The organism is Halovalidus salilacus (genome assembly GCF_031852275.1).
GTDB classification, from domain to species: domain Archaea; phylum Halobacteriota; class Halobacteria; order Halobacteriales; family Natrialbaceae; genus Halovalidus; species Halovalidus salilacus.
In genome coordinates, this window is record NZ_CP134700.1 from 1,400,551 (window position 1) to 1,425,218 (window position 24,668).

Here is a 24,668-nt window from a genome sequence, read left to right on the forward strand (position 1 = left end):
CGTACGGGACGCGGACGTCGACGACGACCGATAGCGTTTTTGACCGTTCGGCCCCTGACGATAGCCGTGCACGTACGCGGAACCGTCGCCGACGAGGTCGAGGTGCGAACGGTCACGACGAGCTACGGCGAGAGCGAACTCGCGGAGGTCCCGCTCCTGCTCGAGCGCCTCGAGGGCGCGGGCGACGGAGACGAACGCGACGAACCGTCCGAGACGGACGGGGGGACGACAGCGCGGCCGAACGCCGATACCGACGAGCGCGACCTCGGGACTATCACGCTGTGGGGGAAGTGGACCGAATCGGCGGCGCTGCTCGAGCCGGGGATGGAGCTGCTGGTCACTGACGCCGAGGAGCGCGAGTACCGGGGGGAAACGCAGTACTCGACGACGGGCGACTCCTACGTCGTCGTCGAGCCGAGCTTCCTCGTGAACGTGACGGCGATCCGGAACTGGGTCGAGTGTCCCCGCCTCTACTACCTCAACAAGCTCTCCGGGGTGCCGCTGAACTACCCCGTCGTGAAGGGGACGCTCGTCCACGAGGTCTTCGGCGACCTCCTGCGCGGGCGGGACCTCGAGGCGTCCATCGAGGACCGAGTCGAGGAGCGGGGGCTCGAACTGGGGCTGCTCGGCGAATCCCCTGACTCCGTCGCCGAGGACGTCCGGAAGAACGCGGCGGCGATCGAGGGCTGGCTCGAGCAAGGCCGCCTGACGGAGGAGGACAGCTGGCGGTCCGAGCAGCTGCTCATCAGCGAAACGTTCGGGATCAGGGGTCGGGCCGACGCCATCCGCCGAGGCGCGCCGGTCGAACTGAAGACCGGAAAGAACCTCCGCAAGGAGCCCCGGTTCAAGGACAAGGTGCAGGCCGCCTGCTACGCGCTGTTGCTCGAGGAGCACGGCGATCCGGTCGACACCGGGACGCTGCTGTACACGAAGAACTCCGCGCTCGACCGCAACGAGGAGACGGGCGACCTCACGCCCGCGAAGGACTTCTCGATGGGCGGCGGCCTGCTGAAGTTCGTCGTCCGCCTGCGCAATGAACTCGCCGCGATGGAGATTTCGGGCGGCGTCCCGACGGGCCACGAGGGCAGCGCCAAGTGCGAGTACTGCTTCGAGCGCGACACCTGCATGGTCGTCTCCGGCCGCCTCGACCAGGAGTCGAAGGCGGGCCAGATCGGCCAGCCGCTTCCCGACGAGGAACTCGAGTACTTCGACCGCTTCTACCGCGCCATCGAGGAGGAGCGCCGCGAGGTCCACCGCGAGTACGCGAAGCTCTGGGAGCAGACCGCCGAGGAGCGAGCGGAGGACGACCGCGCCCTGATCGACCTCGAATTCCTCGAGAAGCGCCCCCTCGAGGGCGGCCGCTGGGAGCTCCGGGCCCGCCAGCGCGGCCCGGCGACCTCGAAGATCCGCGAGGGCGACTACGTCCTCGCGAGCGAGGGCCACCCCGTGCGCGGGAAGTCGGAACTCGCGCGACTCGAGCGATTCGACGACGAGGTCGTCCTGACCGCCGACGAACCGGTCGAAGTCACGCGCCTCGACGTTTACCCCTCCGAACTGACGACCGACCGGCTGCTCACGGCGCTGCACGACGCCCTGCTGAAGGGCGACGAGCGCCGGAAGGACGTCCTCTTCGGCCGCGCCGAGCCCGAGTTCGAACAGAGCGGTGGGTCGCCGACGCACCGAAACGGAGCCGGTGAAACCGGCGGAGCCGAGGAGACGTTCATCGACAACAACGATGCGCAGAACGAGGCCGTCAGGAAGGCTGTGGGGGCGAAAGACTTCGCGCTGATCCACGGACCGCCCGGCACGGGCAAGACGTACACCATCGCCCGCGCGATCCGCGCGATGGTCGAACGCGGCGAGCGCGTCCTCCTCTCGGCCTTCACGAACCGTGCGGTCGACAACGCCCTCGAGGCGCTGCTCGACCAACTCGAGGACCACGGCGAGATCTCGACCGAGCAGGTCGTCCGTGTCGGCAGCGAGAGCGGGGTTCGCGAGGACATGCAGGAGTACCGCCTCGAACGCGCCGGAAATCCGGAGGGCCGGCTCGCGGAGCTGCAGGACGCGCGGGTGGTCGCCGCGACGACCGCCTCCTGCGGCTCGCGGATCATGAAGGAGCAGGCGTTCGACGTCGCGCTGGTGGACGAGGCCGCACAGCTCACCGAACCCGGCGCCTACGCCGCGATCAACCTCGCCGAGCGGTTCGTCCTCGTGGGCGACCACGAACAGCTCCCGCCCGTCGTGCGAGCCGAGAACGAACTGAGCGAGTCGCTGTTCGAGCGCCTCGTCGAGCAACACCCCGACGCCGGCGTCATGCTCGACCGCCAGTACCGGATGAACCAGCGCATCCAGTGGTTCGCCTCGCGGGAGTTCTACGAGGGAGAACTCCGCCCCGCCACCCCGGAGGTGGCGAGCCGGACGCTCGACGACCTCGAGGGGGTCTCCCGCGCCGACCTCCCCGAGGACCTGCGCGACCCGGTGAGCTTCGTGGCGGTCGAGGGCGACGGGAGCCGGTACACCGACGCCGAGGAGGCCGCACGGATCGCCGAACTGATCGAAACCTACGAGGCGGCGGGCCTCGAGCGCTCCGATATCGGCGTCATCGCACCCTTCCGGGCGCAGGTGTCGGAGATTTCGAACCGCGTCCCCGACGGGGTCGCCGTCGACACCGTCGACCGCTTCCAGGGCTCGAGCGAGGAGGTGATCGTCGTCTCGTTCGTCGCGACGGGTTCCCTCGAGGGTCCCATCTTCGAGGACTACCGGCGGATCAACGTCGCGCTCACCCGCCCGAAGCGGGCGCTCGTGCTCGTGGGCGACCCGACCGCGCTCGCGTCCGACCCCGTCTATTCGCGGATGCTGGAGTGGGCGCGTCGGTAACGGCGGGCGATACCAGCGCGAAGAAGGCCCAGTCGTCGATCCCGCAGGGATGGACGCGGCGGGAGTCGATCCGAACGCGAAGACGGTCCGCGTGGAAGGCAGCGTGCCGTGAGGAACGGTCAACCTCGAGGGCGTCAGCCTCGCTCGGGTCGACGGGAATCCGTCCGGGAGCGAGTTGCCCGCGGGCGTCGATCGATCGTTCTTACGTTCTACTCGTCTTGCGCCGCCCACAGCGGATAGAGGTCGTCTTCGACCGGGTCTGCGACGGTCTCCCCGCCGAGTTCGAGCGCCGGCTCCCCGTCGCTCTCCCGGACGGTGCCGATCTCGGCGGCCTCGAGCCCCGTCGACTCGAGATCCGCGAGCACCCCGTCGACCTCGTCCGGGGGAACGGTGGCGAGCAGCGCACCCGAGCCGAAGATCCGGAGGGGGTCGACGTCGGCCGCTTCGCACAGGACGCGCGTCTCCTCTCGGATCGGGACCGCGTCGCGGTCGACCTCGAGTCGGACGTCCGACGCCCGCGCGAGTTCGTACGCGCCCGCGACCACGCCGCCCTCGGTGGGATCGTGCATGGCGGTGGCGACGTCTCGGAGGACGCGCGCGTCCGGGACGACGCTGATCTCCTCGAGGAACGTACGGGCGCGCTCGAGCGTCTCGTCGTCCGCGACCAGGTCGTCCCCGAAGTCCGCGGCGAGGATGGCGGTCCCCTCGATTCCCGCGGCTTTCGTGAGGACGACGCGGTCGCCGGGTTCGGCGCCGGACGTCGGGACGAACCGCTCCGTCCGCCCCATGGCCGTCAGCGAGAGCAGGGGGCGCTCGAGGGCGTCGACGTACTCGGAGTGACCGCCGACGATCGAGGCGCCGACCTCGCCGGCGGCCGCGTCGAGGTCGCGGGTGATCTCCTCGAGCGGCTTCGAACTCGACTCGCCACCGTCGCCGGGGAGCAGGATCACGACCGTCAGCCAGCGCGGATCCGCGCCGGAGGCGGCGACGTCGTTGCAGGCGACGTGGACGCCGAGCGTGCCGACCTGCGAGGCCGCCAGCGAGATGGGATCGGAGCTGACGACGAGCGTCCCACCGCCCTCGGCGCCGGAGACGTCGATCCCCGCGGCGTCCTCGCCGAACGCGGGCCCCTGCCTGACCGTCTCGTCAGCCGCGCCCGTCCGGCCGAAGACGTGCGCGAGCAACTCGTCCGGATTCACCTTTCCGGGCATACCACGAAGTGGGACGATCCGGGCTTTGTACCTGTCGGAGCCGAACTCCTCCTACTCGCCGAGCAGCGAGTCCACCAGCCGCTCGAACCGGTCGACCAGCCGGGTCCCCGGATCGGGCGAGACGGCCTCGAGCAGCGCCGCCGTTTCCGAGGGGCGGACGAGCTGGAGCACGACGCGGTTGCCCCGGACGTACCGTCGATCGACCACGCCGCACTCCTCGAGGTGGGAGAGGTGGTGCTCGAGGGTGCTCCGCGGGAGATCGAGCGTTTCGGCCACTTCGTTCGGGCGTGCGACGTCGCGGGAGTACACCACCGTCGCGATCGCGGCGGCGGTCTCGCGGCGGAGGACGGCGACCGCGTCGCGCTCCCACTCGTCGTACTCCGGCGGGTAGTAGTGGGTCCGTCCGAATCGCTCGTGGCGGACCACCCGGTCGTCGTCGACGAGCCGGCGGACGTGGTACTGGACCTGTCCGGGCGCGAGCGAGAGCGTTCGGACGAGTTCGTTGAAGTGAACGCCCGGATCGGCGGCGATCTCGCGCCGAATTCGGGCTCTCGTGTCACTCATCGTCTCGATCACCCCCTCGCGCGTCGTCTTCCGGTTTTCCGGCCGGCGGGTCGCGAGGCCCGCCGTCGGTCGCGACGTCGTCCGGTTCGAGCGATCCGACGGCGACGATCGCCGCGATCAACAGCGCGGCGATGACGGCGTCGATCGAGTGCGAGATCACGTGGTGGAGGGGCATCGGGACGTACCCCAGGACGGTCCCGGTCCCGACGACGGGGCGCAACACGAGCGCCCCCAGCGCGGCGGTGATCAGCAGGTAGGGGAGGGACCGACGGCGGCGGAGCGCCGAGAAGGAGAGCGCGAAGACCGCGACCGATCCGAGCGCGGAGAGGATCAACAGGGTCGCGAGCGGCCAGTTGAGGTACTCCGCGCCGAGGCCCCCCTCGAGGACCCACCGCGGCTGTCGCTCGAGTCCGACGCCGGATCCGGTGACGGACGCGGACGCGAACGCCGATCCGGACGCGGCGACGTCGGCGACCGACGGGACGGTCGCGGTCGCGTGGGGGTACACGCGTTATCGTTTCGGCCCGGTCGTCTTCTACGTCACGGTCTTTCGGCGTTCGTACCAGAACCCTCAGCCGGCGGGTGGGTGGGGAACGCGGCACCGAACGGGCGATCCGGCTCGCTCGCCGGACGCCGGCGACTCGTCGGGTTGGCGCCGACCGCGACGAGAACCATCACTCGATCGCCGGGTCGAGCGGCGCGACGAAGGGCTCGAGGTCGTCGAAGTTCGGTCCCGGTTCGATCGCCCCGTCCGGCGGCCGGTACTCGACGACGTCGTGTTGGGTCAGGCGGGGGAGGTGGGCGTGCTCGAGCGAGATTCGCGCGGCTGTCGCGGCGTCGTCGCTCACGGCCGCCCTCGAGGTCCCGCGCTCACGGGCCGCGATCCGTCTGGCCGCATCGTCGGGCGGGACGGACTCCAGGGCGGACAGGCAGGAGAGGAGGTGCTCGCGGCTCGCGCTCGAGAGGAGGTCGTAGACGGTCTGGCGGTCCAGCGTGTCGGGATGGACGCTCATGTTCGGTACGTGGGTAACGCGACCAGTAAACGACGGTACCCAACAACGTAGGGTCGGACGCGTTTCGCCCGGAAATTCGACGGGATACCGTCCCCCGCGACCGTGAGCGGTTCGTCGGAGAATCAGTCGCCGTCGGGTGCCAGCGCCTCCATCGTCTCCGAGATCTCCCCGGGCCTCGCACCCCGGGGGAAGCTGACCGCGATGGCGTCCACGCCGTCGATCTCCTCGTACCTGGCCATGTTCTCGCGGGCGGTCTCCGCGTCGCCCGCGGCGCACAGTTCGTCGAGCAGGTCGTCGTCCAGCGCCTCGAGGGCGCGCTCGCGGTCGCCCTCCTGCCAGGCGTCGTAGATCTCCTCGGCCTGGTCGTACCCCTGGCGGACGAGCGAATCGCGGTAGAACGTGCCCATCCCGCCGACGTAGAAGGCGGTGTGCTGGCGGGCGAGTTCGCGGGCCCGCTCGGCGTCCTCGAGGACGCAGCAGTTCATCCCGAAGGTGACCTGCACGTCGTCCGGGTCGCGGTCGCCGAGGTCGGCGCCGCGCTCCAGATCCTCGAGTCGGTCGCGCATGCCGTCGGGCGTGAGCATCAGCCCGTGCCACCCGTCGGCGAACCGGCCGGCGAGTTCGACCGCCTTCGGGCCCATCCCGGTCACCTCGACCGGCGGCGTCTCCTCGGGCGCGTCGCAGCGGAGCCGGAAGCCCGAGAGGTCGAAGTCGTCGCCGTCGTAGTCGACGGACTCGCCCGAGAGTACCCGCTTGACGATCTCGACCGTCTCGCGGGTGCGCCTGAGCGGGTTTCCGTACTCGATGCCGTGCCAGTTCTCGATGACGATGGGGCCGCTCGGACCGAGGCCGAGGCGGAACCGGCCCTCCGAGACCTCCTGCAGCGTGGCCGCCGTCTGGCCGAGCAGCGCCGGCGAGCGCGAGTAGGTGTTCAGGATGCTCGAACCGACGTCGATCTCGTCGGTTCGCTCTGCCATCACGGCGAGCGCGGTGACGGCGTCCCGGCCCCACGTCTCGGGGAGCCAGGCGCACTCGTAGCCGAGGTTCTCGGCCGTCTGTGTGTAGTCGACGATCGAGTCCACGCTCGGCTGGGCCGCCACGGGGAGGTGGACGTCCCGTTCGGTGTGGTGTGTCATGCGTCGTTACTCGACGTCCAGGTTCTTATCGATCGGTGGGACGCCCTTGATCGTGACCGTCTCGCCGACGATGTACGACGAGGCGGGGCTGGCGAGGAACTGGGTCAGGTCGGCGACCTCCTCGACGGTGCCGATGCGTCGGTCGACCTCCGTGCGGTCGATGTTGTCGGCGGAGACGCCCATCTGGGACTCGACGCCCTCGGTGGCGACGAAGCCCGGCGCGATGCAGTTGACGCGAACCCCGTCCGAAGCCCACTCGTGAGCGAGCGACGTCGTGAGGTTGATCACGCCCGCCTTGGCCGCGCCGTAGGGACTCATCGTGGTCGATCCGCGTTGGCCGGCGACGCTCGCGAAGTTGATCACGATGCCGCCCCCGTCCTTGAGTGCGTCCCTGGCGGCGTGCGTGCAGTGGTAGGTGCCGTTCAGGTTGATGTCGACGATCGTCTTCCAGCCGTTGGGGCTGATGTCGTCGAACGGCGCCATGAACGACGCGCCGGCGTTGTTGACCAGCACGTCCAACCGGCCGAACTCCTCGAGGGTCGTCTCGACGAGCGCGTCGACGGCATCGCGGTCGGTGACGTCGCACTCGACGGCGAGGACCTCCCCCTCCGCGTCGCTCCCGTTGATCTCCTCGGCGACCGGGTCGACGTTCTCCTGCTCGCGCGAGCAGATGACGACGTTCACGCCGTCGTCGGCGAACGCTTCCGCGATTCCCCGTCCGATCCCGCTCGAGGCGCCGGTGACGATGGCGACCTCGCCGTCGACGCTGAACCGGTCGGTACTCATGCGCGATCACCCGCGGTGTGGCTCGATGATGTTACCATTGTTAGCTCCACTCAAGGATTGGGGGAGTCTGTTAATAAAGATAGGCACGAATTCCCCATTGTTAAGTAGTGCCCCGGAGACGGTTCGATCGACGACCGCGAAACTCGAGACGGAGGATCAGACGGAATGACCGACGCGATATGGGCCGAACACCGACGGAGGAACGACAGTGAGTGACCGAGGGGTGCCAGGGAGTGACCGAAGCGGGGCCGAGGACGACTGGGAGGCCGTCTTCTGGGACATCGGCGGCGTCATCCTGGATATCGAGAGCGTACAGGCCGCCCATCAGCGGTTCCTCGCGGACCTCCTCGAACGCCGCGACGTCGACGCCACGCTCGAGGAGGCGATCGAGACCTGGCGGACGACCGTGGGGGGCTACTTCCGCGAGCGCGACGGGACGGAGTTCCGCTCGGCGCGCGAGGGCTACCACCTCGGCATCGAGGCCATCGTCGGCGAGGAAGTACCGATGGAGGAGTGGCGAGCGCAGTTCGCGGAGGCCGTCGAGGGCACGATCGAACCGATCGTGGGCGCCCCCGAGGCGATCGAACGCCTGACCGAGCGGGACCTCCACGTCGGCGTCATCAGCGACGTCGACCACGACGAGGGCCTCCGCATCCTCGAGCGCTTCGGCGTCCGCGAGCACTTCGACTCGATCACCACCTCCGAGGCGGTCGGCCGGACCAAACCCGACCCCGCCATGTTCGAGACGGCCCTCGAGACGGCCGGCGTCGCCCCCGAGCGCTCGCTGATGATCGGCGATCGGTACGACCACGACGTGAAAGGTGCCGACGACGCGGGCATGCACGGCGTCGCCTTCGGCGCGGAGGACGGACCCGCCGTGGCGTACCGGATCGAGTCCCCGCTCGAGATCCTCGAGATCGTCGACGACGAGCGTCCGTCCGACGACTGAGTCGCCGTTTTCTGCCACCGTGTGGCGGTCTCCTCCTTCCCGCTCGGGCCGATGGACTCCTCCGTATCGTCTCCTATCACGAAGTTGTGGACGGGGTCGAGAGACGCGCCGCCGCGCGGTTTCCAGCGGGGTGCTGGGAGGGGCGAGGCGACGCGCTCGAACGAGTCGCGGTTGGTGCCGTTGTCGTCACGGGGGCGGTGCGGACAACGGTGCCGACAAGCTGCCGGAACGTTGAATTTACACGGAAAGAGTAATATATTTTGTGTATTGCGTAGGTGGAATTACGACCGTGCCCGTGGGGATCGGGGAGGAAGTGGGCGAGCGAAGGCAAGGCGTCCATCCGTCGAGTTCGGACGACGGACCGTCGAACGACGCCCGAGGCGCGTTCGCACCTTCGACGTCGGTCAGAGTCGCTTGCTGACGTACGGGCCGTCCTGGTGGTAGCCGAGTTTCTCCCGGTAGTACTCTCGAGCGCCGATGCCGGAGATGACGCTCACCTTGTCGTAGCCGGCGTCGGCGGCCAGTTCCTCGGCGCGCTCCACGAGGCGGCGGCCGTAGCCCCTGTGCTGGTGGGCGCCGTCGTCGCCCGCGGTCCCCACCGCGACCTCAGTGCCGTAGACGTGGAGTTCGCGTACGAGCGCGGCATTCTCGAGTTCCGGTCGCACCGGGTCGTGAGGGAATCGAAGCCGACAGAAGCCCACCAGGAGGTCCTTCTCGAAGTCCTCGAACGAGATGAAGTGCTCGGTGCCGCCGCAGGCCTCGTACTCGAGGACGTCGAGTTCGACGGTTTCGGGGTCCTCGTCGTTCATCCCCACCTCGCGACAGCGGATGCAATCGCAGGTCCAGCCGTGTTCCTCCATGCGCTGGCGAGCCAATTGTCGGAGGTTCGACTTCCAGACGCCGGCGTCGATGAAGTCCGCGGGGATGTCCCGTTGGACGCGCTGGAGGCGGGTGTACCGGGGGATCATCGACTTGATCTCCGCCACGAGTTCGGCGGCCTCGTCGTTGTTGAGGGGCTCGTACTCGCCCTTGTGCCACCAGTCGTAGGTCGCCGTCCCGCGGACGACGAGGGTGGGATAGATCTTCAGGTAGTCCGGCCGCCACTCGGGGGAGTCGAACAGGCGCCGGAAGTCCTCGAGGCACATCTCCTTCGACATTCCAGGTTGGCCGGGCATCATGTGGAAGCCGACCTTGAACGCGGCGTCGCGGAGGTTCCTGTTGGCCTCCATCGACTCGGCGACGCCGTGGCCGCGGTGCATCTCCCGGTTGATGCGCTCGTAGGTCGTCTGGACGCCGACCTCGACCTTCGTCCCGCCGAGGTCGAGCATCCGGTCGATCTGTTCGGGGTCACACCAGTCGGGCTTGGTCTCGAACGTCGTTCCGATGTTGCGGACGTCCGCCGTCTCGTTCTCCGCGATCACGTCCTCGAGGTACTTCCACTCGTACTCCTCGGAGTCCTGAGCGAAGCTCTCGCCTTCGGCGGGTTCGGGTTCCTTCTCGACGTCGTAGTCGTTCATCGCCTCGAGGGCGCGCTTGACGAACCACTCCTGGTAGTCGTGGCTACGGGCGGTCATCGTCCCGCCCATCAGGATGAGTTCGACCTTGTCGACGGGGTGGCCGATCTCGCGCAGTTGCTCGAGGCGGAGCGTCACCTGGCCGTAGGGGTCGTAGTCGTTCTGGACGCCGCGGGCCGCCGCTGGCTCCTCGCCCGTGTAGCTCTGGGAACTCGAGAACTCCGAGTCCGGCCCGCCGGGGCAGTAGAGGCACTTCCCGTGGGGGCAACGCTCGGGCGAGGTCATGATCGCGACCGGCGAGACCCCCGACGCGGTCCGGACGGGCTTGCGCCGCAACAGCGCCTCGAGGTCCTCGCGGTGCTCCTCGGGGGCGAAGTCCAGCAGCTCGGAGTTCTTCGGCACCTTCGGGGCCGAGTGCTCCGAGCAGGCCTCGAGCTTCGCCTTCTCGACGTTCTCGCGGTCGACCTCGCCCGCGAGCAGCCGCTCGACGAGCGTCTCGCAGACGCGCTCGAACGCCTCGGATTCCGTCGGATCGGGCGTCTCGGTACTCACTACCACCAGTTGGTCGCGCGTCGCGAATAAGCGTGTCGGACTCTCGAGCCCGCGGATTTCGGCTACGGTGTGCGAGGTTGTCTCCCCGGGATCGAACGGCGGATCGACTCCGGTCGACGCGTCGTCGAAGCTCGAGACCGCCGGGCGGGAATCGCCTACGGAGGCCGTGACCGCAGGCCGTCAGCTTAAGGACGCCCTCGTGGTAGCAGGTCCGAATCGAATGTCACCCGACCTGGCGGTGGTGGTCGCCGCGGTCGCGTTGCCGTTCGTCGTCGCGGGTGCCGTTCCCCTCCTTTTTCGACTCCTCGGGGAACGAACTGGTTACGCCGGCGCGGCGGTCGCCGCCGCGTGTTTCGTCCTGCTCGCGACCCAGCGCGGATCCGAGGGCGCCGTCGAACTGGCCTGGATTCCCTCGCTCGAGGTCGCCCTTCGCTTCTACGTGGACGGGTGGGCGTTGCTGTTCGCCCTGCTCGCCAGCGGCATCGGGACGCTCGTCTTCGTCTACTCCGCAGCGTACATGCACGGAGAGTCGGGGCTTCCCAGGTACTACGCCGCGCTGCTCGCCTTCATGGGCTCGATACTCGGCGTGGCGCTGGCGGCAGACGCGGTCGCGATCTTTCTCTTCTGGGAGCTGACGAGTCTCTGTTCGTTCGTGCTGATCGGCTACCACACCGAGGACGACGCCTCGCTGTACGCCGCTCGGATGGCGATGTTCGTCACCGTCGGCGGCGGCCTCTTCCTGCTCGTCGGCCTCCTCCTGCTCTCGATCGCCGCCGGCGACGCCCTCGGCGGCGCGGCCGTCTTCGACCTCGCCGCGATGCTCGAGGAACCCGACGCGGTGCGGGCGGCCCTCCGCGAGCGGGGGTTGTTCGTTCCCACCCTCCTCCTGCTCGCGGTCGGCGCCGGGTCGAAGTCCGCGCAGGTGCCGTTGCACTTCTGGCTGCCGAACGCGATGGCCGCGCCGACGCCCGTCTCGGCGTTTCTCCACTCGGCGACGATGGTCAAGGTCGGCGTGTACTTCATCGGTCGCGTCCGGCCGCTGTTCGCGGGTCCGGAGTGGCTGTTCCTGTTCGCCTCCGTCGGCCTGACGACGATGGCCGTCTGCGCGATCCTCGCCGTCGGCGCGACGGACGTCAAGGAACTGCTCGCCTACTCGACGGCGAGCCACCTGGGGTTGATGATCGCCGGCTTCGGCTTCACCTCGGTCCTCGGCGCGGAGACCGGCGTCTTCCACCTCTTGAATCACGCCCTGTTCAAGGCCCCGCTGTTCCTGATCGCCGGGATCGTCGCGCACGAGGCGGGCACCCGCCAGCTGGACGAACTGGGCGGGCTCCGTCGCGATCTGCCGGTCACCGCCCTGCTCACCGTCGTCGTCGCGCTGAGCATGGGCGGCATCCCGCCGTTCAACGGCTTCTACTCGAAGGAGTTGCTGTTCGAGGCGGCCGTGGAGGCGAGTCACGAACTGAGTTCCGACCTCGGCGCCCTCGCGTGGCTCTTCCCCGCCGTGGCCGTCTTCGGCAGCATCTTCACGGTGCTCTACTCGTTGCGATTCCTCTCGCTCTTCTTCGGCGATCGACCCGAGAGGCTGGACCACGTCCACCGTCCGCCGATCGGGCTGGTCGCCCCGCCCGCCCTGCTGGCCGCCCTCGCCGCCGTCGTCAGCGTCGACCCCGAGATCGCGGTGCGCGCCATCGTGCAGTCGGGCGTCGACGCGACCGCCGTCGAGACCCACGAAATGCACGTCGGCCTCCCCACGTACTACTCCCCGGCGGTCGGCATGAGCGCGGTCGCCATCGCTACCGGATTCCTCGCGTACCCGTTCTACGACCGCCTCCACCGCGCGGTCCGCGCGCTCCCCCGGGGCGTTCCGCCGATCGGCGCGAACTGGTGGTACGACGCGATCGTCGGAAACCTCTCGAGCGGCGGTCGGGTGCTCGCCTCGACCGTGCACAACGGCATGCTCCGGACGTACGCGACGTGGACGCTCGGCGCGACGTGCGCGCTCGCGCTCGGCGGCTTCGTCGTCGCGGACGCCGTCGTCCCGGCCGATATCGGGGTGGACGCCACGCCCGCGATGGCGCTCGTCCTGCTGGTCGCGGTGCTGGCGGGGGTCGCCGTGTCAACCTCCACGTCGCACATCGTCGGCGTGCTCACGCTCTCGATCCTCGGATTCATGGTGGCCATCGTCTACATCCTCGCGAGCGCCCCCGACCTCGCGCTGACCCAGCTCGTCGTCGAGACGCTCGTGCTCGTGCTCTTCCTGCTCGTGATAGAGGAACTCCCCGAACACTACGAGATCGGCCCGCGGGGGATCGTGCGCGACGGGGCCCTCTCGCTGGCCGTCGGCGTGACGGCGTTCGTCACCGTCGTCGTCACGACCGACGCACGCCCGCCGGGCACCACCGAAATCGCCCGATACTACACCGAACAGGCCGTCCCCGAGGGCGGCGGGACGAACGTCGTCAACGTGATCCTCGTCGACTTCCGCGGCTTCGACACGCTCGGCGAACTCACCGTCATCGCGCTGGCCGCGATCTCGATCGTGACCCTGATCGCCGTGCGGTCCCGCCCGGGGGACGGAGACGATGGGGTCCGTTCGGGGGACGGGGATGGACGAGTCCCGCCGGGGGACGGGGATGAAGAGGTCCGACCCGGGACCGAGGGCGAAGTAACGCGCTCGGGGAGCGAGGACGAACGGACCCGCACGCGGGGTGATCGGCCGTGATCGCCACGACGACCGTCATCACCAGAACGACCGCTCGAGTCGTCGTTCCGATCGTCCTCGTCGTCGCGATCTCGCTCCTGATCGAGGGGCACAACCTCCCCGGCGGCGGCTTCATCGGCGGCGTGCTCACGGTGACCGCGTTCGCGATCGTCTACCTGGCGTTCGGCCTGGACTTCCTCGAGCGGGGCGTGCTCGGTCGGGACGTCGAACCCGGGAAGGAGCCGTCTCGAGACCGCGTCGTCACGGCCTACCGCCGGGTGTTCTCCGGGGGGCTCGCGATCGCCGTCGTCAGCGGCGCCGTCCCCCTCCTGTTCGACCAGCCGTTCCTCTCACAGACGTACGTCGTCCTCGAGGAGGTGCCGCTCTACGACCATCTCGAGGTGGCGAGCGCGCTCGCGTTCGACTTCGGCGTCTACTGCGTCGTCGTCGGCGGACTTCTGACGATCCTCTCGGTGGTGGGCGCCGAATGAGCGCGTTCGCGCTCGCGCTCGCGGTCGGCGCGATGTTCGCCCTCGGGACGTTCCTCCTGCTGCGGCGGGACCTGATCCGGGTCGTCTGGGGGCTGGCCATCGTCAGCCAGGCGGCGAACGTCTACCTGCTCGCGATGGGCGGGATCGCCCACGGCTCCGCCGAGTCGGTGCCGGTGCTCGCCGGCCACGGCGAGCGCGTCCCGGAGACCGCCGATCCGTTGGTTCAGGCGCTCGTGCTGACCGCCATCGTCATCGGGTTCGGGATGACCGCGTTCGCGCTCGTCCTCAGCTATCGGGTGTACGAGGAACACGACACGCTCGACGTCGTCAGACTGGGTGAGCGGGAGTGACGCTGAACCCACCCTCGCCGACGACCGCCGTCGCGGCGACGGTCGGGACCCCCGTCGGCTCCGAATCGGGGCTCGTGGTCGCGCCGATGCTCGTCGTCCTCTTCGCGGCCGTCGGGACCCTGTTGCTCGGCCGTCGCCCGCGCGCTCGAGCGGCCGTGAGCCTCGCCGCGGGCGGCGCCTACGCGGTCGCCGTCGCGGCGATCGACTGGTACGTCGTGCTCGCCCCCGACGCGCCGGGGATCGCGACCTACCAGGTGGGGGAGTGGCCCGCGCCGTTCGGGATCACGCTCGTGGCCGACGGCCTCTCGGCGTTCATGCTGACGATGGTCGCGACCATCGGCATCGCCTCGCTCGTCGTCTCGACGCGGAGCGTCTCGCGGGCCGCCCGGCGACCGTACTACCTTCCCCTGTTTCACTTCCTGGCGCTCGGGGTAACCGGCGCGTTCCTCACGGGCGACCTCTTCAACCTCTTCGTCTGGTTCGAGGTGATGCTGATGGCGAGCTACGTCTTCGTCGCCTACTACGGCGGCCCCGAGCACACCCGCGCGGCCTTCTGGTACGTCGCGCTCAACCTGCTCGCGAGCGCCATCTTCCTGCTCGGCGTCGGCGGCATCTACGCCACGACGGGGACGCTCAACATGGCAGATCTGGCGATGCGACTCGCCGATCCGACGGCCTACGGGATCGATCCCGCGCCGGTCGTCGGCCTCTTCGCGCTCTTGCTGTCGGTGTTCGCGATCAAGGGGGGACTCGTCCCCTTTCAGTTCTGGATTCCGACCGCCTACCGGGCCGCGCCGCCCCAGATCACCGCCCTGCTGGCCGGCGCGACCAAGAAAGTCGGCATCTACGCCATCGTCAGGCTCACGTTCACCGTCTTCGCCGGCGCGCAGGTGGGCGTCTCCCTCGAGGTACCGGGGGTCGGCGCCGTCCTCGCCGGGGACTCGCCCCTCCCGTTCGTCGGCGCGGTCCTGCTCGCGATGGCCGCGGCCAGCCTGCTCGTCGGCGGGATCGGCGCCGTCGGCCGCGACTCGCTCGAGGGCGTGCTCGCCTACTCGAGCATCGGACAGATCGGGTTCATCGCGACGCCCGTCGCCATCGCCGCAACGACGACGAGTCCGGAACTCCGCCACCTCGGGATCCTCGCCGCGCTCGTCTACGCGCTCAATCACACGCTGGCGAAGGGGCTGCTCTTCCTCTCTGTCGGTACGATCCGCGACGCCACCGGGACGAGCCAACTCGCCGACCTCGGCGGACTCGCGAGACGGTCCCCGCCCCTCGGAATCGCCTTCCTGGTGGCCTCCCTCGCGCTCGTGGGGATCCCGCCGCTGTCGGGCTTCTTCGGGAAGTTCCTCGTCTTCGACGCGGCCGCTCGAGCGGGCGCGCCGTCGGTCGTCGCCCTCCTCCTCGCCGGTTCCCTGCTGACGATCGCGTACGCGACGCGGGCGTGGAACATGGGGTTCTGGGGCGTTCGACCGGCGATCGTGCGCGAGGCGACCGTCGACTCCGTTCAGGTGGCCGTCCTCACGGCTCTCGCGGGGGCGATCCTCGCCGTCGGCGTCGGGTTCGAGCCGATCTATCGGTTCGCAGACGCCGCCGCGACCGCCGCGCTCGACTCGGAGGCGTACGTCGACGCGGTCGATCCCGGCGCGCCGGCCGTCGACGACCCGAGCGGCGCCGGAGGCGGCGGAAACGGCGGTAACGGCGGAAACGGAGGTGGCGGCCGCTGAACGTTCGAAGCTGGTTCCTCGCGGGAATCGGGTTCGCCGTCCTGTGGATCTTCGTCCGCGGGGCCGAACTGACGCCGACGGTGGTCGTCGGCCAGTTCCTCGCGGGACTCCTCGTCGGGTTGCCCGTCGCCTTCGTCTTCCGGCGACTCTATCCCCCGCGAATCGACGTCGGACGACTCGTCTACGCCGCGCCGTACGCCGCCCTCTACTTCGCGGCGTTCTCCTGGGAGATCGTCCGCGCGAACGTCGACGTGGCCGCCCGCGTCCTCCTCCCCGGAACGACGATCGAACCGGAGGTGATCCTGATCCCGCTCCGGGTCGAGACGGACCTCGCGGTGACGACCATCGCCAACAGCATCACGGTCACCCCGGGGACGGTCACCCTCGATCACGACGAGGAGGCGAACGCGCTGTTCGTCCACGCGATCGACGGCCGCGATCCGGAGGCGATCGTCGCGCCCATCCGGACGTGGGAGCGAAACGCGCTCCGGATCTTCGACGAACGGCGCTCGCCCGACAGCCCGCCGCCCGAAATCGTCGTCAGCGGCGGCGATCGGCAGCGTCGGTGGGAGCGACTCCGCGACACGGAGTCGGCGTCCGAATCGGACGACGACGAAGGCGAACGAACGGGCGAAGTCGAGATCGAAGGGGGTGACGGCGGCCGTGACTGACGCCGATCCGGTCGCCCTCGAGTGGACGGTACGCGCCGCGCTCGCGCTCGTCGCATTCCTCTGTGTGCTCTGTAGCTACCGGGTCGTCAGGGGGCCGACGGTGCCGGACCGGGTGGTCGCCCTCGACGCCATCTCGACGAACGTGGTCGCGATCGCCACGCTGTTCGCCCTCCTCACGCGGCGCGGCCTGTTCGTGACGGTGAGCCTCGTGCTGGCGATCATCGGGTTCGTCGCGACCGTCGCCGTCGCGAAGTACGTCATCGAAGGGGAGGTGATCGAGTGATCCCGATCGCCCTCTCGAGTCCGATCGCCGGCGGACTGTCGATCGGCGACGCGGTCGTGATCGCGCTGGTGGCCGTCGGCTGTTTCTTCCTGACGGTCGGGACCGTCGGCCTGCTGCGGTTCCCGAACGTCTACAACCGGATGCACGCGACGAGCAAGCCCACGACCCTCGGCACGGCGGCGATCTTCCTCGCGGCGTTCGTCACCTTCGGCCCCGGGGAGGAGGGGCTCACCGCCCTCGTCGGGATCGCCTTCCTCTTCCTGACGGTCCCGACGGGCGCGCACATGATCGCCCGCTCGGCCGAGCGGACCGGCATCCCCTTCCTCGGCAGCGTGACGTGGCCCGACGAGGAGGCCGCGAGGCGCGACCGAGAGCGCGCCCTCGAGACCGACGATCGATCCGCCACGGACGACGCCGACGCCTGAAGCGGGACGACGCGGCGGACGACTCAGCGCTCGTACTCCGGTTCGCGATCGCTCTCCGGGCCGGCCGGCCGCCCCCGTCTCGGGTCCGCCGGCCGCTCCCGATCGGGGCCCCGGTCTCGCTCTCGCTCCCACTCGCGCCCTCGAACCCACTCGTCGGCGTCCTCGAGCGTCTCCGTCTCGAGCAGTCGCTCGAGTTTGCGCTCGAACTGTTCGTCGGTCAACTCGCCCGCGGCGTACCGGTCGCGCAGCGTCTCGAGGGCGTCGCGGGTGTCCCTCGAGCGGTTCCGATCTCCGGTTCCGTACTCGCGGCCGACCGTCCCTCCCTCGCCGGTCGATTCGATCTCCGGTTCCTCGGACGTCCACCCCCAGCCTCCGGCCCAGTCGTCCCACCACTCGCGTCGGTCATCCTCGTCGCCGAACAGCAGCGCGACGATCGGAACGACGACGATGTACCCGAACAGCAGGAACGGGAGCCACCACGACCACCCGGCGAGCAGCGCGAAGAGCCAAATCCCGGTGACGAGGAGTGATGCGATCTCCGTGGCGTTCTCTCGAGCCCGCGTCCGCGCGTCCTCCATTTCGTCAGTATATTCACATCCACGGCTGATAGCCGTTTCCCACTCTCACACCTCGTCGGCGCTGATCGCTCGCGTCCGCCGTCGATTGGGACGGAACGAATCGAATCGGACCGGACTCGAGCGCCCGTGTCGAACGGTCGAATCGGAAGGCCGGCGCGAGCGTCGCCACTCGCGGGCGATCGGTGATCGGGAGAACGGTGCGGACCGTCGGTCGTCGCCGCGCGCCTCGAGCGTTCAGCCGAGCAGTTCGCCGAGGGCCTCGATGGCGGCCTCCTGGACCGCCTCACGCTCGCCGGCGAGGAACTCGACGTGGCCGTCACGGCCGCCGACGACCCGGACGCCGGCGTCGGGGGCGGCCTCCTCGATCGCCGCGCCGAGATCCCGAACGTTGACGGGTTCGGTGGCGCGGACGTGGAGCTCGTCGGTGCCGACGCCGAGGGTGACGAACGGCGGGTCGGCGCGGCTTCGCTCGCTGCGGTGGAGCGCGTCGAGCAGCAGCGTCGTCGTCGGAAAGTTGTACCGGTGGGTGAACGCCGCCGTGTCGAGGACGGTGATCGTGACGCCCTCGAGCCCCCGGATCGTGAGGTTCTCGCGGGCCGTCTCGAGTTCCGTCTCGAGTTTCGCGCGGAACTGCCCGGAGACGTGGGCGGCGAGGTCGCCGTCGTCGTCGAACAGCAGGTCGATCACGAGTTCCCGCTTGTCCTTGTACGACTGGTAGTAGGCCTCGAGCGCGACGGCTTCGCGCCGTTCGGTCACGGCCGTCTCGTCGTAGCCGGCCTCGGTCGCGAGGTCGAGGTACGCCTGCGGGGCGCCCTCCCAGTAGCTGACGGCCGGGAGGTGCTCGAGGTCGGCGCGCACCTCGTCGTTGACGTGGGCGGCGACGTTCGCCGCGAGGACGGTCGAGGTGAGGCGCTCGACGTCGGCGTCGGCCAGCGACGGGACGACGCCCGTCGAGACCGCCTCGGCGACCGCCTCGTCCGCGCGGCTGTCGTCGATCACGAGCGCCTCGGCGTCGTACAGCGAGAGCAACTCGTAGCCGTCGACCGACTCCACGGTCGACCCGACGTCGACGAGGACGACCAGCGGCAGTTGCTCGCCGTGGCGGTCCCGGGCCTCGAGCATCGAGGTGACGTCGCCGGTGGCGGCGTCCATGCCGTAGACGCGCCCGTCGAGCGGTCGGCGTTCGAAGTAGTGGTACTCCGCGTCCTCGCGGGTGTGCTTCTCGCGGATCAGCGGCAGGACGGCGCGCTCGATGGCGGCGCCGGCGACGTAGCCGTCGGCGGTCGCACCGTGGCGGACGACGATCGGGCGGGCCTCCATCACCGCGCGCCGGATGGCCGTCGCCGCGTCGATGATCTCGTCGCCGACCGCCTCGACGGCGGCGTCCTCGGCGAGGAACTCGACGATCGCCGGACGGGCCTCCTCCTCGATGGCGGCCTCGAGGCGGTCGAGGACCTCCTCGCGCTCGTCGTCCTCGAGCACCTCGAGCGACTCGGTCTCGACCTGCAACTCGCCGTGATGGCGTTCGACCTCGCCCTCGAGGGCGACGGCATCGTCGAGTTCGACCGTGGGGTAGGCGCGAACGCCAGCTTCCTCGAACGCGGCGCACTCGACCGTGCCGGTTTCGTCCCGGAGTTCGAAGACGGTCGGCCCGCTGGTCTGGCGGATCCCGGTGATCTCGCCCTCGAGACGGACGACGGTGCCGACCTGATCCTCGATGGCGTCGACGGTGGTCCGCTTGAGCGCCGCCTCGGTCTCGGACTCGGTCGCGGTCGTGGGCGTCGTTGTCTTGGCGGTCGCCACGGCCGAGGGCGACGGTTTCGACCCCGACGGGGAGTCCGTGGCCGATCCGGCCGTGTCGGTCGACCCGCTCGACTCGGCGGTTCCGCTACCGTTCGTGGCCGCGGACGCTTCGCGCGCGTCGGTGTCGTCCTCGACGGCGTCGGCCTCGGCGGCGCCTACCTCGGCTTCCGTCTCGGCGCTCTCGGCCTCACCGTCGTCCTCGTCGTGGTAGTCCTCCGGACGGTACTCGCCGTCGGCCGTCTGGACCAGCGAGCCGCGAAACTCGCGTTCGTCCTGGCGGATCGACCACCCGAGGTCGACGTTTCCGTTCTCTCTGACGTCGAGGACCTGCACGTAGGCCCCGTCTCCGGGTTCCCACTCGAGGCTCTCGAGGCGTCGGTCGAGTTCGCTCCTGTGCAACAGACCGGTTACGTGGTCGCCGATGTCTACGAAGACACCGAAGTCGGCGTACCCATCGACGGTCCCGCGGTAGTACCGACCGGGGACGAGCTGCGAGGGGGAGTCGCCGCGAAATTCGAACACGGCGTCCTCCTCGTGACTCTCGCAGATCTCGCCGTCGACGGGAGTGCCGCAGATGATACAGTTACCCATCTACTCGAACCAAGCAGGTTCCGCCTAAAACGGTTGTCGAAATGTGTCCGACCGCCGCGACGACGACCCGCTCCGTCTCCGCGGCGCTCCTCGCGCTCGCTATCGCGTTTTCGATCGGTCGTTCACTCGAAAACGGGTGAATCGTCCGCCATCGCCTCCACGTCGGAGACGATCTTGCGCACGTCGTCCGGAAAGAGCGAGACCTGTACCTCGTTGCCGTCCGCGTCCTCGAAGACGAGCTTGACGCGCTTGTCGCCGAACTCCCTCGCCTCGGCCGACTCGACGTCGAACAGCTTGACCGTCGCCGCCTTGTTCGTCGGCCCGACGTTCTTGATCGACCCCTCGTTCAACTCCATCATGAACTCCTCGATCGTCAGCGTGAGCATGGTCGGCTCCTACGGGGTCCGACTAAAAAACGACACGCATCGCCTCACCGTCGACCGGCGGCCCCTTCGGCCCGGAGCGGTCGGAGGGTCTCCGACGGACGGGGGTGTACCCCGTGCGATCGCGCGTCCGTCGGCCGTGGCCCCCGACGACTCGCGTGGAAACTCGGCCGGTCGCACCCGTCCGCCCGACCGCATCGTGGGGCGGCCGGGAACGTGAACGTGCGGCGACTCGCGTCACATCGACCGCGCGGTGTGTCATACGCGGTCGGTTTTCGTTTGGAGAAACCGACTATAAATGGTGGTGATCGTCCAACCCGGTGACCGCACGCGTTCGGCGGTCGGTCGACGCGACGGAAACACCGAAATCCGATCGGCGCCAAGAGGGGAGCGGATGCGATACGACGCAGTCGTCTTCGACAACGACGGCGTGTTGACGACGCCGACGGACCGCGACGTACTGGCCGAGGCGATCCGATCCGCCCTCGAGTCGGTCGGCGCCGACTCACCGGCCGAAGGTGACGTCCGGACCCTGTTCGGGCCAACCGTCACCTGCCTCCGTGAGATCGCCGACGCCCACGGGGTCGACCCGGAGTCTCTCTGGCGCGCCCGCGAGCGCGCGGCGATCGACGCCCAACGCGAGGAGCTCCGAACCGGTCGGAAACGGTCGTACGACGACGTCGACGCGCTCGAAGCGCTATCGGAGTCGGTGCCGATCGGACTCGGCATCGTGAGCAACAACCAACACGAGACGATTCGGAACGTCCTCGAGCACGCCGACCTTCCGGTCGAGTTCGAGGTCTGGTACGGCCGGGAGCCGACGCTCGCGGGGATCGAGCGCAAGAAGCCGTCGCCGCACTACCTCGAGCGGGCGATCGAGGATCTGGGGGCCCAGGAACCGCTGTTCGTCGGGGACAACGTGGTCGACGTGCGGGCGGCCGACGCGGCCGGCGTCGACTCGGCGTACCTCAGGCGGGCCGACGAGGGGGCCGCGGACCCGACCGATCCCGCGGACCTCGAGATCGATCCGACCCACGTGATCGGGTCGCTGCGGTCGATTCCGGAGCTGCTCTGAGTCGTCAGGCGGCCGCGTTCGCGTCGGCGTTCGCGGTCGCTCGAGCCTCGGCCCGGCGCTTGATCGCCTCGTTCATCTCGCGGAAGCCCCGTGCGATCCGCTCCTCGTTCAACAGGAGGGGAACCAGCGCGCCGCGGAACGTCTCGCGCTGGAGCAACCGCGTTCGCTTTCCGCCGTCGATCGGCCGGAGGAGGAACTCGTGGTAGCCGTCGAAGGCGAACGGAACGAGGAGGCGTCCGCGCCAGACGAGCCGTCGGTTCTCCTCGACCAGGACCACCTCCGGGCTGAACGTCACCGCCCGCGAGTCGGGCGGCTCGAGGCGCACCTGCAGGCGCTCGCCCTCGAGGGGGACGCCCTCGATCGAGCGGACGAACGGGTTCCACTCCGGGTAGCTGTCGAACTCGAGGAGGACGTCCCAGACGACCGAGGCCGGGGCGTCGATCTCGGCGAACACTTCTATCTCGTCCATGTCAACCACTGACGCGCCCCGGGTGTATGCGTGTGTCGGTCGGGTAACGTGACCGTCCCGGCCGGAGAGGGTTCGGCCCCGCACCGACCGGACGGTGTATCGGTGGAGGGCCCGCGCCGCCGCGCGCCCGCTCAATGCCGCGCCCGCTCAACGCAAATTTTATCTCGCTCTCACGCGCACGCGAAAAAGTCGCAGACGAAAAAATAGACGACGCGAGACGGTGGCGGCGGCCGACGCCCGATGACTTCGACGATAACGCCGCGAACGTCCCTCTCGAGTGATCGCGGTCCCGGAACCCGCCGGCCCGGCCTATTTCTGACCGGTCGGCGTTCGTCGCGTATGATGCAGGTCGCGATCACCGGCGCATCGGGCTCCGTCGGACGGCAGGCGATCGAGGCGCTCTCCGACGAGGAGCACGATCTGGCGCTCTTCTCCCACGGCGAGACGCAGGATCTCGAGACGACGCCGATCGAAATCGCCGACTACGACCGGTTTGCGGCGGCCCTCGAGGGACAGGACGTGCTCGTCCACCTCGCGGCCAACCCCAGTCCGCGCGCCGACTGGGACGCCGTCCGGGGCCCGAACGTCGACGGCCTCTACAACGCGTTCGAGGTGGCGGCCGAGAACGACCTCCAGCGGGTCGTCTTCGCCAGTTCGAACCACGCGGTCAACACGGAGAACGCCGTCTCCGCGATCAAGCCGGAGTCGACCGTCGGCTCGCCCGAGGTCGTCCGACCCGACGATCCCCCGCGCCCCGACACCTACTACGGCGTGACGAAGGTCTTCGGCGAGGCGATGGGCTACTACTACGCCCGTCGCACCGGCATGGACGTGGTCAACCTGCGGATCGGCTGGCTGCTCGGTCGGGACGAACTCCGCGAGGAGTGCGCCGAACGCGACGGCTCCGGGGAGCGCTACGCGCGGGCGACGTGGCTCAGCCCGGAGGATTGCCAGCGCGTGATCCGGGCGGCCGCGGACGCCCCCCTCCCAGAGACGCCGCTGACCGCACACGGCATCTCGAACAACAGCGAGCGGTTCCTCTCGCTGACCGAGACGATGCAGGCCCTCGAGTACCGCCCGAAAGACGACGCGGCCGAGGTGCTCGACGACGACGTTGACGGCCGGGACGGCCTTCGAACGGACTGAGTTCGATTCCGTCCGACCGGGCGGGTTCCTTCCAGACCGTTCCCTCTCGAGACGGAAACCGTTCGAAAAACCGAAGACGGTCGACCGCCGACTTGAACCCATGTCCCAATCCGTTGCCGATTCCACGGGGTACGGCCCGAACCGGCAGATGTCACTGTTCGGGTACCTCCTCGCCGGCATCCTCGCCATCGCGTTGCTGCCGCTGCTGCCGGTCATCGTCGTCGGCTGGCTGCTCTGGCGCCTGCTCCGGTCGGAAGACGAGGAACCGCCGCGTCGCTCGTGGAAGCGGCGGGGACGGGCGGAGCCCGAATAGCGACGGAACGCGACCGACGGAAGACGGAACCGACCACCGAACCCCTCCCCCGTCGATTTCCACCGCCGAATCGAACCCCGACCTCCGCGGCGGCCGGACGTCTCGAGACGAACGCTCGCTCGAGTCTTCGGGGGGATCACCATCCGCCGAGCGGCCGGCCGTTCGCCGTCTCGTCGATCAGTAGACGCCGTGGAGGAGGAGATAGACGACGATCCCCAGGGAAAACGAGATCAGCCAGAGGCTCGCGGCGATTCGCCCCGCCTTCGCGTGGCTCGTCCGCGCGAGTTCCTCGACCGGGTACGCGAACGCCAGCAGGAGCGCGTGGTAGACCAGCGGCACGCAAACGATGGCCAGCAGGATGTGGATCGCGAGCGTCGGCAGGTAGACGAAGCGGTAGATCGTGTCGGGTCCCGGAAACGGCTGCGGGCCGCCCGTCGCCACGAGGCGGTAGAGGTACAGGACGAGAAACGACGCGAACAACCCGAACGAGGCGAGCATCGCCCGTCGGTGGTGCGCGATTTTCCCGCGCCGGATCCACCGCCAGCCGGCGGCGATGGTGACGATGGCCGTGGCGCTGATCGCGGCGTTGACGTGCGGGATCGTCTCGAGGACCCACTCGGGCGCCGCCGGAACGGCGGACCGGGGCACTCGACCGCCCGCCGCGGCGAACACCAGCGCGAGCGAGACGAGGCTCAACGCGACCGTGAGGATTCGCACCCGCTCTCGAGGAACGTACTCCATACCGTATCGTTCGACCGCGCCCGGAAAGCGATTTCCCTCGGTCTCTCCGCCTACAGCTTTTCGGCGATCCGTTCGACGGCGACCACCAGTCGGTAAAAGAGGTGCAGGCCGTACAGTGATACGCCCAGGCCGATCGCGCTTACCGCTAGCGCGAATATCCGCCCGGTCAGAAATCCGTAGACGACGACCCCGACGAGGGCGACGATGAGGATGACTCCGACCGGTGCGGGGATCTCTCGCCGCTGGCCGTTTCGGCTCATACGTTACATTTCTGACTGAACGACAAGTATTTTCGGCCGTCGCGTGAACGGCGGTG

25 protein-coding genes are annotated in these 24,668 nt (G+C 69.2%); 12 read left to right on the top strand and 13 right to left on the bottom strand.

Features of this window, described 5'->3' with window-relative positions; genetic code table 11:
• The first annotated feature begins 66 nt into the window (after window positions 1-66).
• Window positions 67-2,877: an AAA domain-containing protein gene (locus RJT68_RS06965; RefSeq protein ID WP_407039644.1), complete on the top strand. Its 2,811-nt coding sequence runs from the start codon at window positions 67-69 to the stop codon at window positions 2,875-2,877.
• 209 nt (window positions 2,878-3,086) lie between these two features.
• Here RJT68_RS06965 and RJT68_RS06970 read toward each other — a convergent pair whose 3' ends face one another.
• The 6 genes from RJT68_RS06970 to RJT68_RS06995 all read right to left on the bottom strand — a co-directional run bounded on the left by RJT68_RS06970 (window position 3,087) and on the right by RJT68_RS06995 (window position 7,587).
• Window positions 3,087-4,088, bottom strand: a complete 1,002-nt coding sequence (locus RJT68_RS06970; protein ID WP_407039645.1) for an AIR synthase family protein — start codon at window positions 4,086-4,088, stop codon at window positions 3,087-3,089.
• Between the two features lie 51 nt (window positions 4,089-4,139).
• A complete protein-coding gene (locus RJT68_RS06975; RefSeq protein WP_407039646.1) occupies window positions 4,140-4,652 on the bottom strand; it encodes a winged helix-turn-helix transcriptional regulator in 513 nt (170 codons plus the stop codon).
• Window positions 4,645-5,160 (bottom strand): DUF7471 family protein, encoded by a 516-nt coding sequence (locus RJT68_RS06980; RefSeq protein WP_407039647.1) that lies wholly within the window; start codon window positions 5,158-5,160, stop codon window positions 4,645-4,647. The genes RJT68_RS06975 and RJT68_RS06980 overlap by 8 nt, the downstream gene beginning before the upstream one ends.
• 166 nt (window positions 5,161-5,326) lie before the next feature.
• Window positions 5,327-5,665: a DUF7344 domain-containing protein gene (locus RJT68_RS06985; protein WP_407039648.1), complete on the bottom strand. Its 339-nt coding sequence runs from the start codon at window positions 5,663-5,665 to the stop codon at window positions 5,327-5,329.
• A 122-nt stretch (window positions 5,666-5,787) separates the two neighbouring features.
• Window positions 5,788-6,801, bottom strand: coding sequence for a TIGR04024 family LLM class F420-dependent oxidoreductase (locus RJT68_RS06990; RefSeq protein ID WP_407039649.1), 1,014 nt, complete (start codon window positions 6,799-6,801; stop codon window positions 5,788-5,790).
• A 6-nt stretch (window positions 6,802-6,807) separates the two neighbouring features.
• Window positions 6,808-7,587, bottom strand: coding sequence for an SDR family NAD(P)-dependent oxidoreductase (locus RJT68_RS06995; protein WP_407039650.1), 780 nt, complete (start codon window positions 7,585-7,587; stop codon window positions 6,808-6,810).
• Between the two features lie 223 nt (window positions 7,588-7,810).
• Between RJT68_RS06995 and RJT68_RS07000 the strand changes: the two genes are divergently transcribed.
• Window positions 7,811-8,536 carry an HAD family hydrolase gene (locus RJT68_RS07000; protein WP_407039651.1) on the top strand — a complete coding sequence of 242 codons (726 nt, stop codon included), beginning with the start codon at window positions 7,811-7,813 and terminating at the stop codon, window positions 8,534-8,536.
• A 404-nt stretch (window positions 8,537-8,940) separates the two neighbouring features.
• Here RJT68_RS07000 and RJT68_RS07005 read toward each other — a convergent pair whose 3' ends face one another.
• Window positions 8,941-10,602, bottom strand: coding sequence for a tRNA uridine(34) 5-carboxymethylaminomethyl modification radical SAM/GNAT enzyme Elp3 (locus RJT68_RS07005; protein ID WP_407039652.1), 1,662 nt, complete (start codon window positions 10,600-10,602; stop codon window positions 8,941-8,943).
• 220 nt (window positions 10,603-10,822) lie between these two features.
• Here RJT68_RS07005 and mbhE point away from each other — a divergent pair, with 220 nt between their 5' ends.
• From mbhE to mnhG, 7 genes are all read left to right on the top strand, one after another.
• Window positions 10,823-13,327: a hydrogen gas-evolving membrane-bound hydrogenase subunit E gene (mbhE, locus tag RJT68_RS07010; protein ID WP_407039653.1), complete on the top strand. Its 2,505-nt coding sequence runs from the start codon at window positions 10,823-10,825 to the stop codon at window positions 13,325-13,327.
• Entirely contained in the window at window positions 13,327-13,797 is a 471-nt protein-coding gene (locus RJT68_RS07015) for an MnhB domain-containing protein (RefSeq protein ID WP_407040337.1), read from the top strand. The genes mbhE and RJT68_RS07015 overlap by 1 nt, the downstream gene beginning before the upstream one ends.
• Window positions 13,794-14,147, top strand: coding sequence for a sodium:proton antiporter (locus tag RJT68_RS07020; RefSeq protein WP_407039654.1), 354 nt, complete (start codon window positions 13,794-13,796; stop codon window positions 14,145-14,147). The genes RJT68_RS07015 and RJT68_RS07020 overlap by 4 nt, the downstream gene beginning before the upstream one ends.
• Window positions 14,148-14,233: 86 nt before the next feature.
• Entirely contained in the window at window positions 14,234-15,874 is a 1,641-nt protein-coding gene (locus tag RJT68_RS07025; RefSeq protein ID WP_407040338.1) for a complex I subunit 5 family protein, read from the top strand.
• On the top strand, window positions 15,871-16,545 hold the full coding sequence (locus tag RJT68_RS07030) for a Na+/H+ antiporter subunit E (RefSeq protein WP_407040339.1): 675 nt from the start codon (window positions 15,871-15,873) through the stop codon (window positions 16,543-16,545). The genes RJT68_RS07025 and RJT68_RS07030 overlap by 4 nt, the downstream gene beginning before the upstream one ends.
• Window positions 16,538-16,828, top strand: a complete 291-nt coding sequence (locus RJT68_RS07035) for a monovalent cation/H+ antiporter complex subunit F (protein ID WP_407039655.1) — start codon at window positions 16,538-16,540, stop codon at window positions 16,826-16,828. The genes RJT68_RS07030 and RJT68_RS07035 overlap by 8 nt, the downstream gene beginning before the upstream one ends.
• The gene (gene mnhG, locus RJT68_RS07040) at window positions 16,825-17,253 is read left to right on the top strand and encodes a monovalent cation/H(+) antiporter subunit G (protein WP_407039656.1); all 429 of its coding nucleotides are present in this window, start codon (window positions 16,825-16,827) and stop codon (window positions 17,251-17,253) included. Before RJT68_RS07035 ends, mnhG begins: the two co-directional genes overlap by 4 nt.
• A 23-nt stretch (window positions 17,254-17,276) precedes the next feature.
• Here mnhG and RJT68_RS07045 read toward each other — a convergent pair whose 3' ends face one another.
• The 3 genes from RJT68_RS07045 to RJT68_RS07055 form a co-directional block, all read right to left on the bottom strand.
• Window positions 17,277-17,831, bottom strand: coding sequence for an SHOCT domain-containing protein (locus RJT68_RS07045; RefSeq protein WP_407039657.1), 555 nt, complete (start codon window positions 17,829-17,831; stop codon window positions 17,277-17,279).
• Between the two features lie 234 nt (window positions 17,832-18,065).
• Window positions 18,066-20,225 (bottom strand): DHH family phosphoesterase, encoded by a 2,160-nt coding sequence (locus RJT68_RS07050; protein WP_407039658.1) that lies wholly within the window; start codon window positions 20,223-20,225, stop codon window positions 18,066-18,068.
• Window positions 20,226-20,347: 122 nt separating this feature from the next.
• Complete coding sequence (locus RJT68_RS07055; protein WP_407039659.1) at window positions 20,348-20,611, bottom strand: hypothetical protein; 264 nt, start codon at window positions 20,609-20,611, stop codon at window positions 20,348-20,350.
• A gap of 391 nt (window positions 20,612-21,002) precedes the next feature.
• Between RJT68_RS07055 and RJT68_RS07060 the strand changes: the two genes are divergently transcribed.
• A complete protein-coding gene (locus RJT68_RS07060; protein WP_407039660.1) occupies window positions 21,003-21,683 on the top strand; it encodes an HAD family hydrolase in 681 nt (226 codons plus the stop codon).
• Window positions 21,684-21,687: 4 nt separating this feature from the next.
• Here RJT68_RS07060 and RJT68_RS07065 read toward each other — a convergent pair whose 3' ends face one another.
• The gene (locus tag RJT68_RS07065; RefSeq protein ID WP_407039661.1) at window positions 21,688-22,152 is read right to left on the bottom strand and encodes an SRPBCC family protein; all 465 of its coding nucleotides are present in this window, start codon (window positions 22,150-22,152) and stop codon (window positions 21,688-21,690) included.
• Between the two features lie 339 nt (window positions 22,153-22,491).
• Here RJT68_RS07065 and RJT68_RS07070 point away from each other — a divergent pair, with 339 nt between their 5' ends.
• Together RJT68_RS07070 and RJT68_RS07075 are read left to right on the top strand one after the other, a co-directional pair.
• A complete protein-coding gene (locus RJT68_RS07070; protein WP_407039662.1) occupies window positions 22,492-23,298 on the top strand; it encodes an NAD-dependent epimerase/dehydratase family protein in 807 nt (268 codons plus the stop codon).
• A gap of 100 nt (window positions 23,299-23,398) precedes the next feature.
• Window positions 23,399-23,611, top strand: a complete 213-nt coding sequence (locus RJT68_RS07075) for a DUF7535 family protein (RefSeq protein WP_407039663.1) — start codon at window positions 23,399-23,401, stop codon at window positions 23,609-23,611.
• Window positions 23,612-23,788: 177 nt separating this feature from the next.
• Here RJT68_RS07075 and RJT68_RS07080 read toward each other — a convergent pair whose 3' ends face one another.
• On the bottom strand, window positions 23,789-24,352 hold the full coding sequence (locus RJT68_RS07080; protein WP_407039664.1) for a DUF420 domain-containing protein: 564 nt from the start codon (window positions 24,350-24,352) through the stop codon (window positions 23,789-23,791).
• 50 nt (window positions 24,353-24,402) lie between these two features.
• A complete protein-coding gene (locus tag RJT68_RS07085; protein ID WP_407039665.1) occupies window positions 24,403-24,612 on the bottom strand; it encodes a hypothetical protein in 210 nt (69 codons plus the stop codon).
• Window positions 24,613-24,668 lie beyond the last annotated feature (56 nt).

Bases quoted from the DNA above. Each gene is read 5' to 3' on its own strand.
- RJT68_RS07020 (WP_407039654.1), top strand. From the start codon at position 13,794: ATGAGCGCGTTCGCGCTCGCGCTCGCGGTCGGCGCGATGTTCGCCCTC.
- RJT68_RS06990 (WP_407039649.1), bottom strand. From the start codon at position 6,801: ATGACACACCACACCGAACGGGACGTCCACCTCCCCGTGGCGGCCCAG.
- RJT68_RS07070 (WP_407039662.1), top strand. From the start codon at position 22,492: ATGATGCAGGTCGCGATCACCGGCGCATCGGGCTCCGTCGGACGGCAG.
- RJT68_RS07065 (WP_407039661.1), bottom strand. From the start codon at position 22,152: ATGGACGAGATAGAAGTGTTCGCCGAGATCGACGCCCCGGCCTCGGTC.
- RJT68_RS07075 (WP_407039663.1), top strand. From the start codon at position 23,399: ATGTCCCAATCCGTTGCCGATTCCACGGGGTACGGCCCGAACCGGCAG.
- mbhE (WP_407039653.1), top strand. From the start codon at position 10,823: ATGTCACCCGACCTGGCGGTGGTGGTCGCCGCGGTCGCGTTGCCGTTC.
- RJT68_RS07050 (WP_407039658.1), bottom strand. From the start codon at position 20,225: ATGGGTAACTGTATCATCTGCGGCACTCCCGTCGACGGCGAGATCTGC.
- RJT68_RS06985 (WP_407039648.1), bottom strand. From the start codon at position 5,665: ATGAGCGTCCATCCCGACACGCTGGACCGCCAGACCGTCTACGACCTC.
- RJT68_RS06970 (WP_407039645.1), bottom strand. From the start codon at position 4,088: ATGCCCGGAAAGGTGAATCCGGACGAGTTGCTCGCGCACGTCTTCGGC.
- RJT68_RS07060 (WP_407039660.1), top strand. From the start codon at position 21,003: ATGCGATACGACGCAGTCGTCTTCGACAACGACGGCGTGTTGACGACG.
- RJT68_RS07055 (WP_407039659.1), bottom strand. From the start codon at position 20,611: ATGCTCACGCTGACGATCGAGGAGTTCATGATGGAGTTGAACGAGGGG.
- RJT68_RS06995 (WP_407039650.1), bottom strand. From the start codon at position 7,587: ATGAGTACCGACCGGTTCAGCGTCGACGGCGAGGTCGCCATCGTCACC.
- RJT68_RS07080 (WP_407039664.1), bottom strand. From the start codon at position 24,352: ATGGAGTACGTTCCTCGAGAGCGGGTGCGAATCCTCACGGTCGCGTTG.
- RJT68_RS07045 (WP_407039657.1), bottom strand. From the start codon at position 17,831: ATGGAGGACGCGCGGACGCGGGCTCGAGAGAACGCCACGGAGATCGCA.
- RJT68_RS07025 (WP_407040338.1), top strand. From the start codon at position 14,234: ATGCTCGTCGTCCTCTTCGCGGCCGTCGGGACCCTGTTGCTCGGCCGT.
- RJT68_RS06975 (WP_407039646.1), bottom strand. From the start codon at position 4,652: ATGAGTGACACGAGAGCCCGAATTCGGCGCGAGATCGCCGCCGATCCG.
- RJT68_RS07085 (WP_407039665.1), bottom strand. From the start codon at position 24,612: ATGAGCCGAAACGGCCAGCGGCGAGAGATCCCCGCACCGGTCGGAGTC.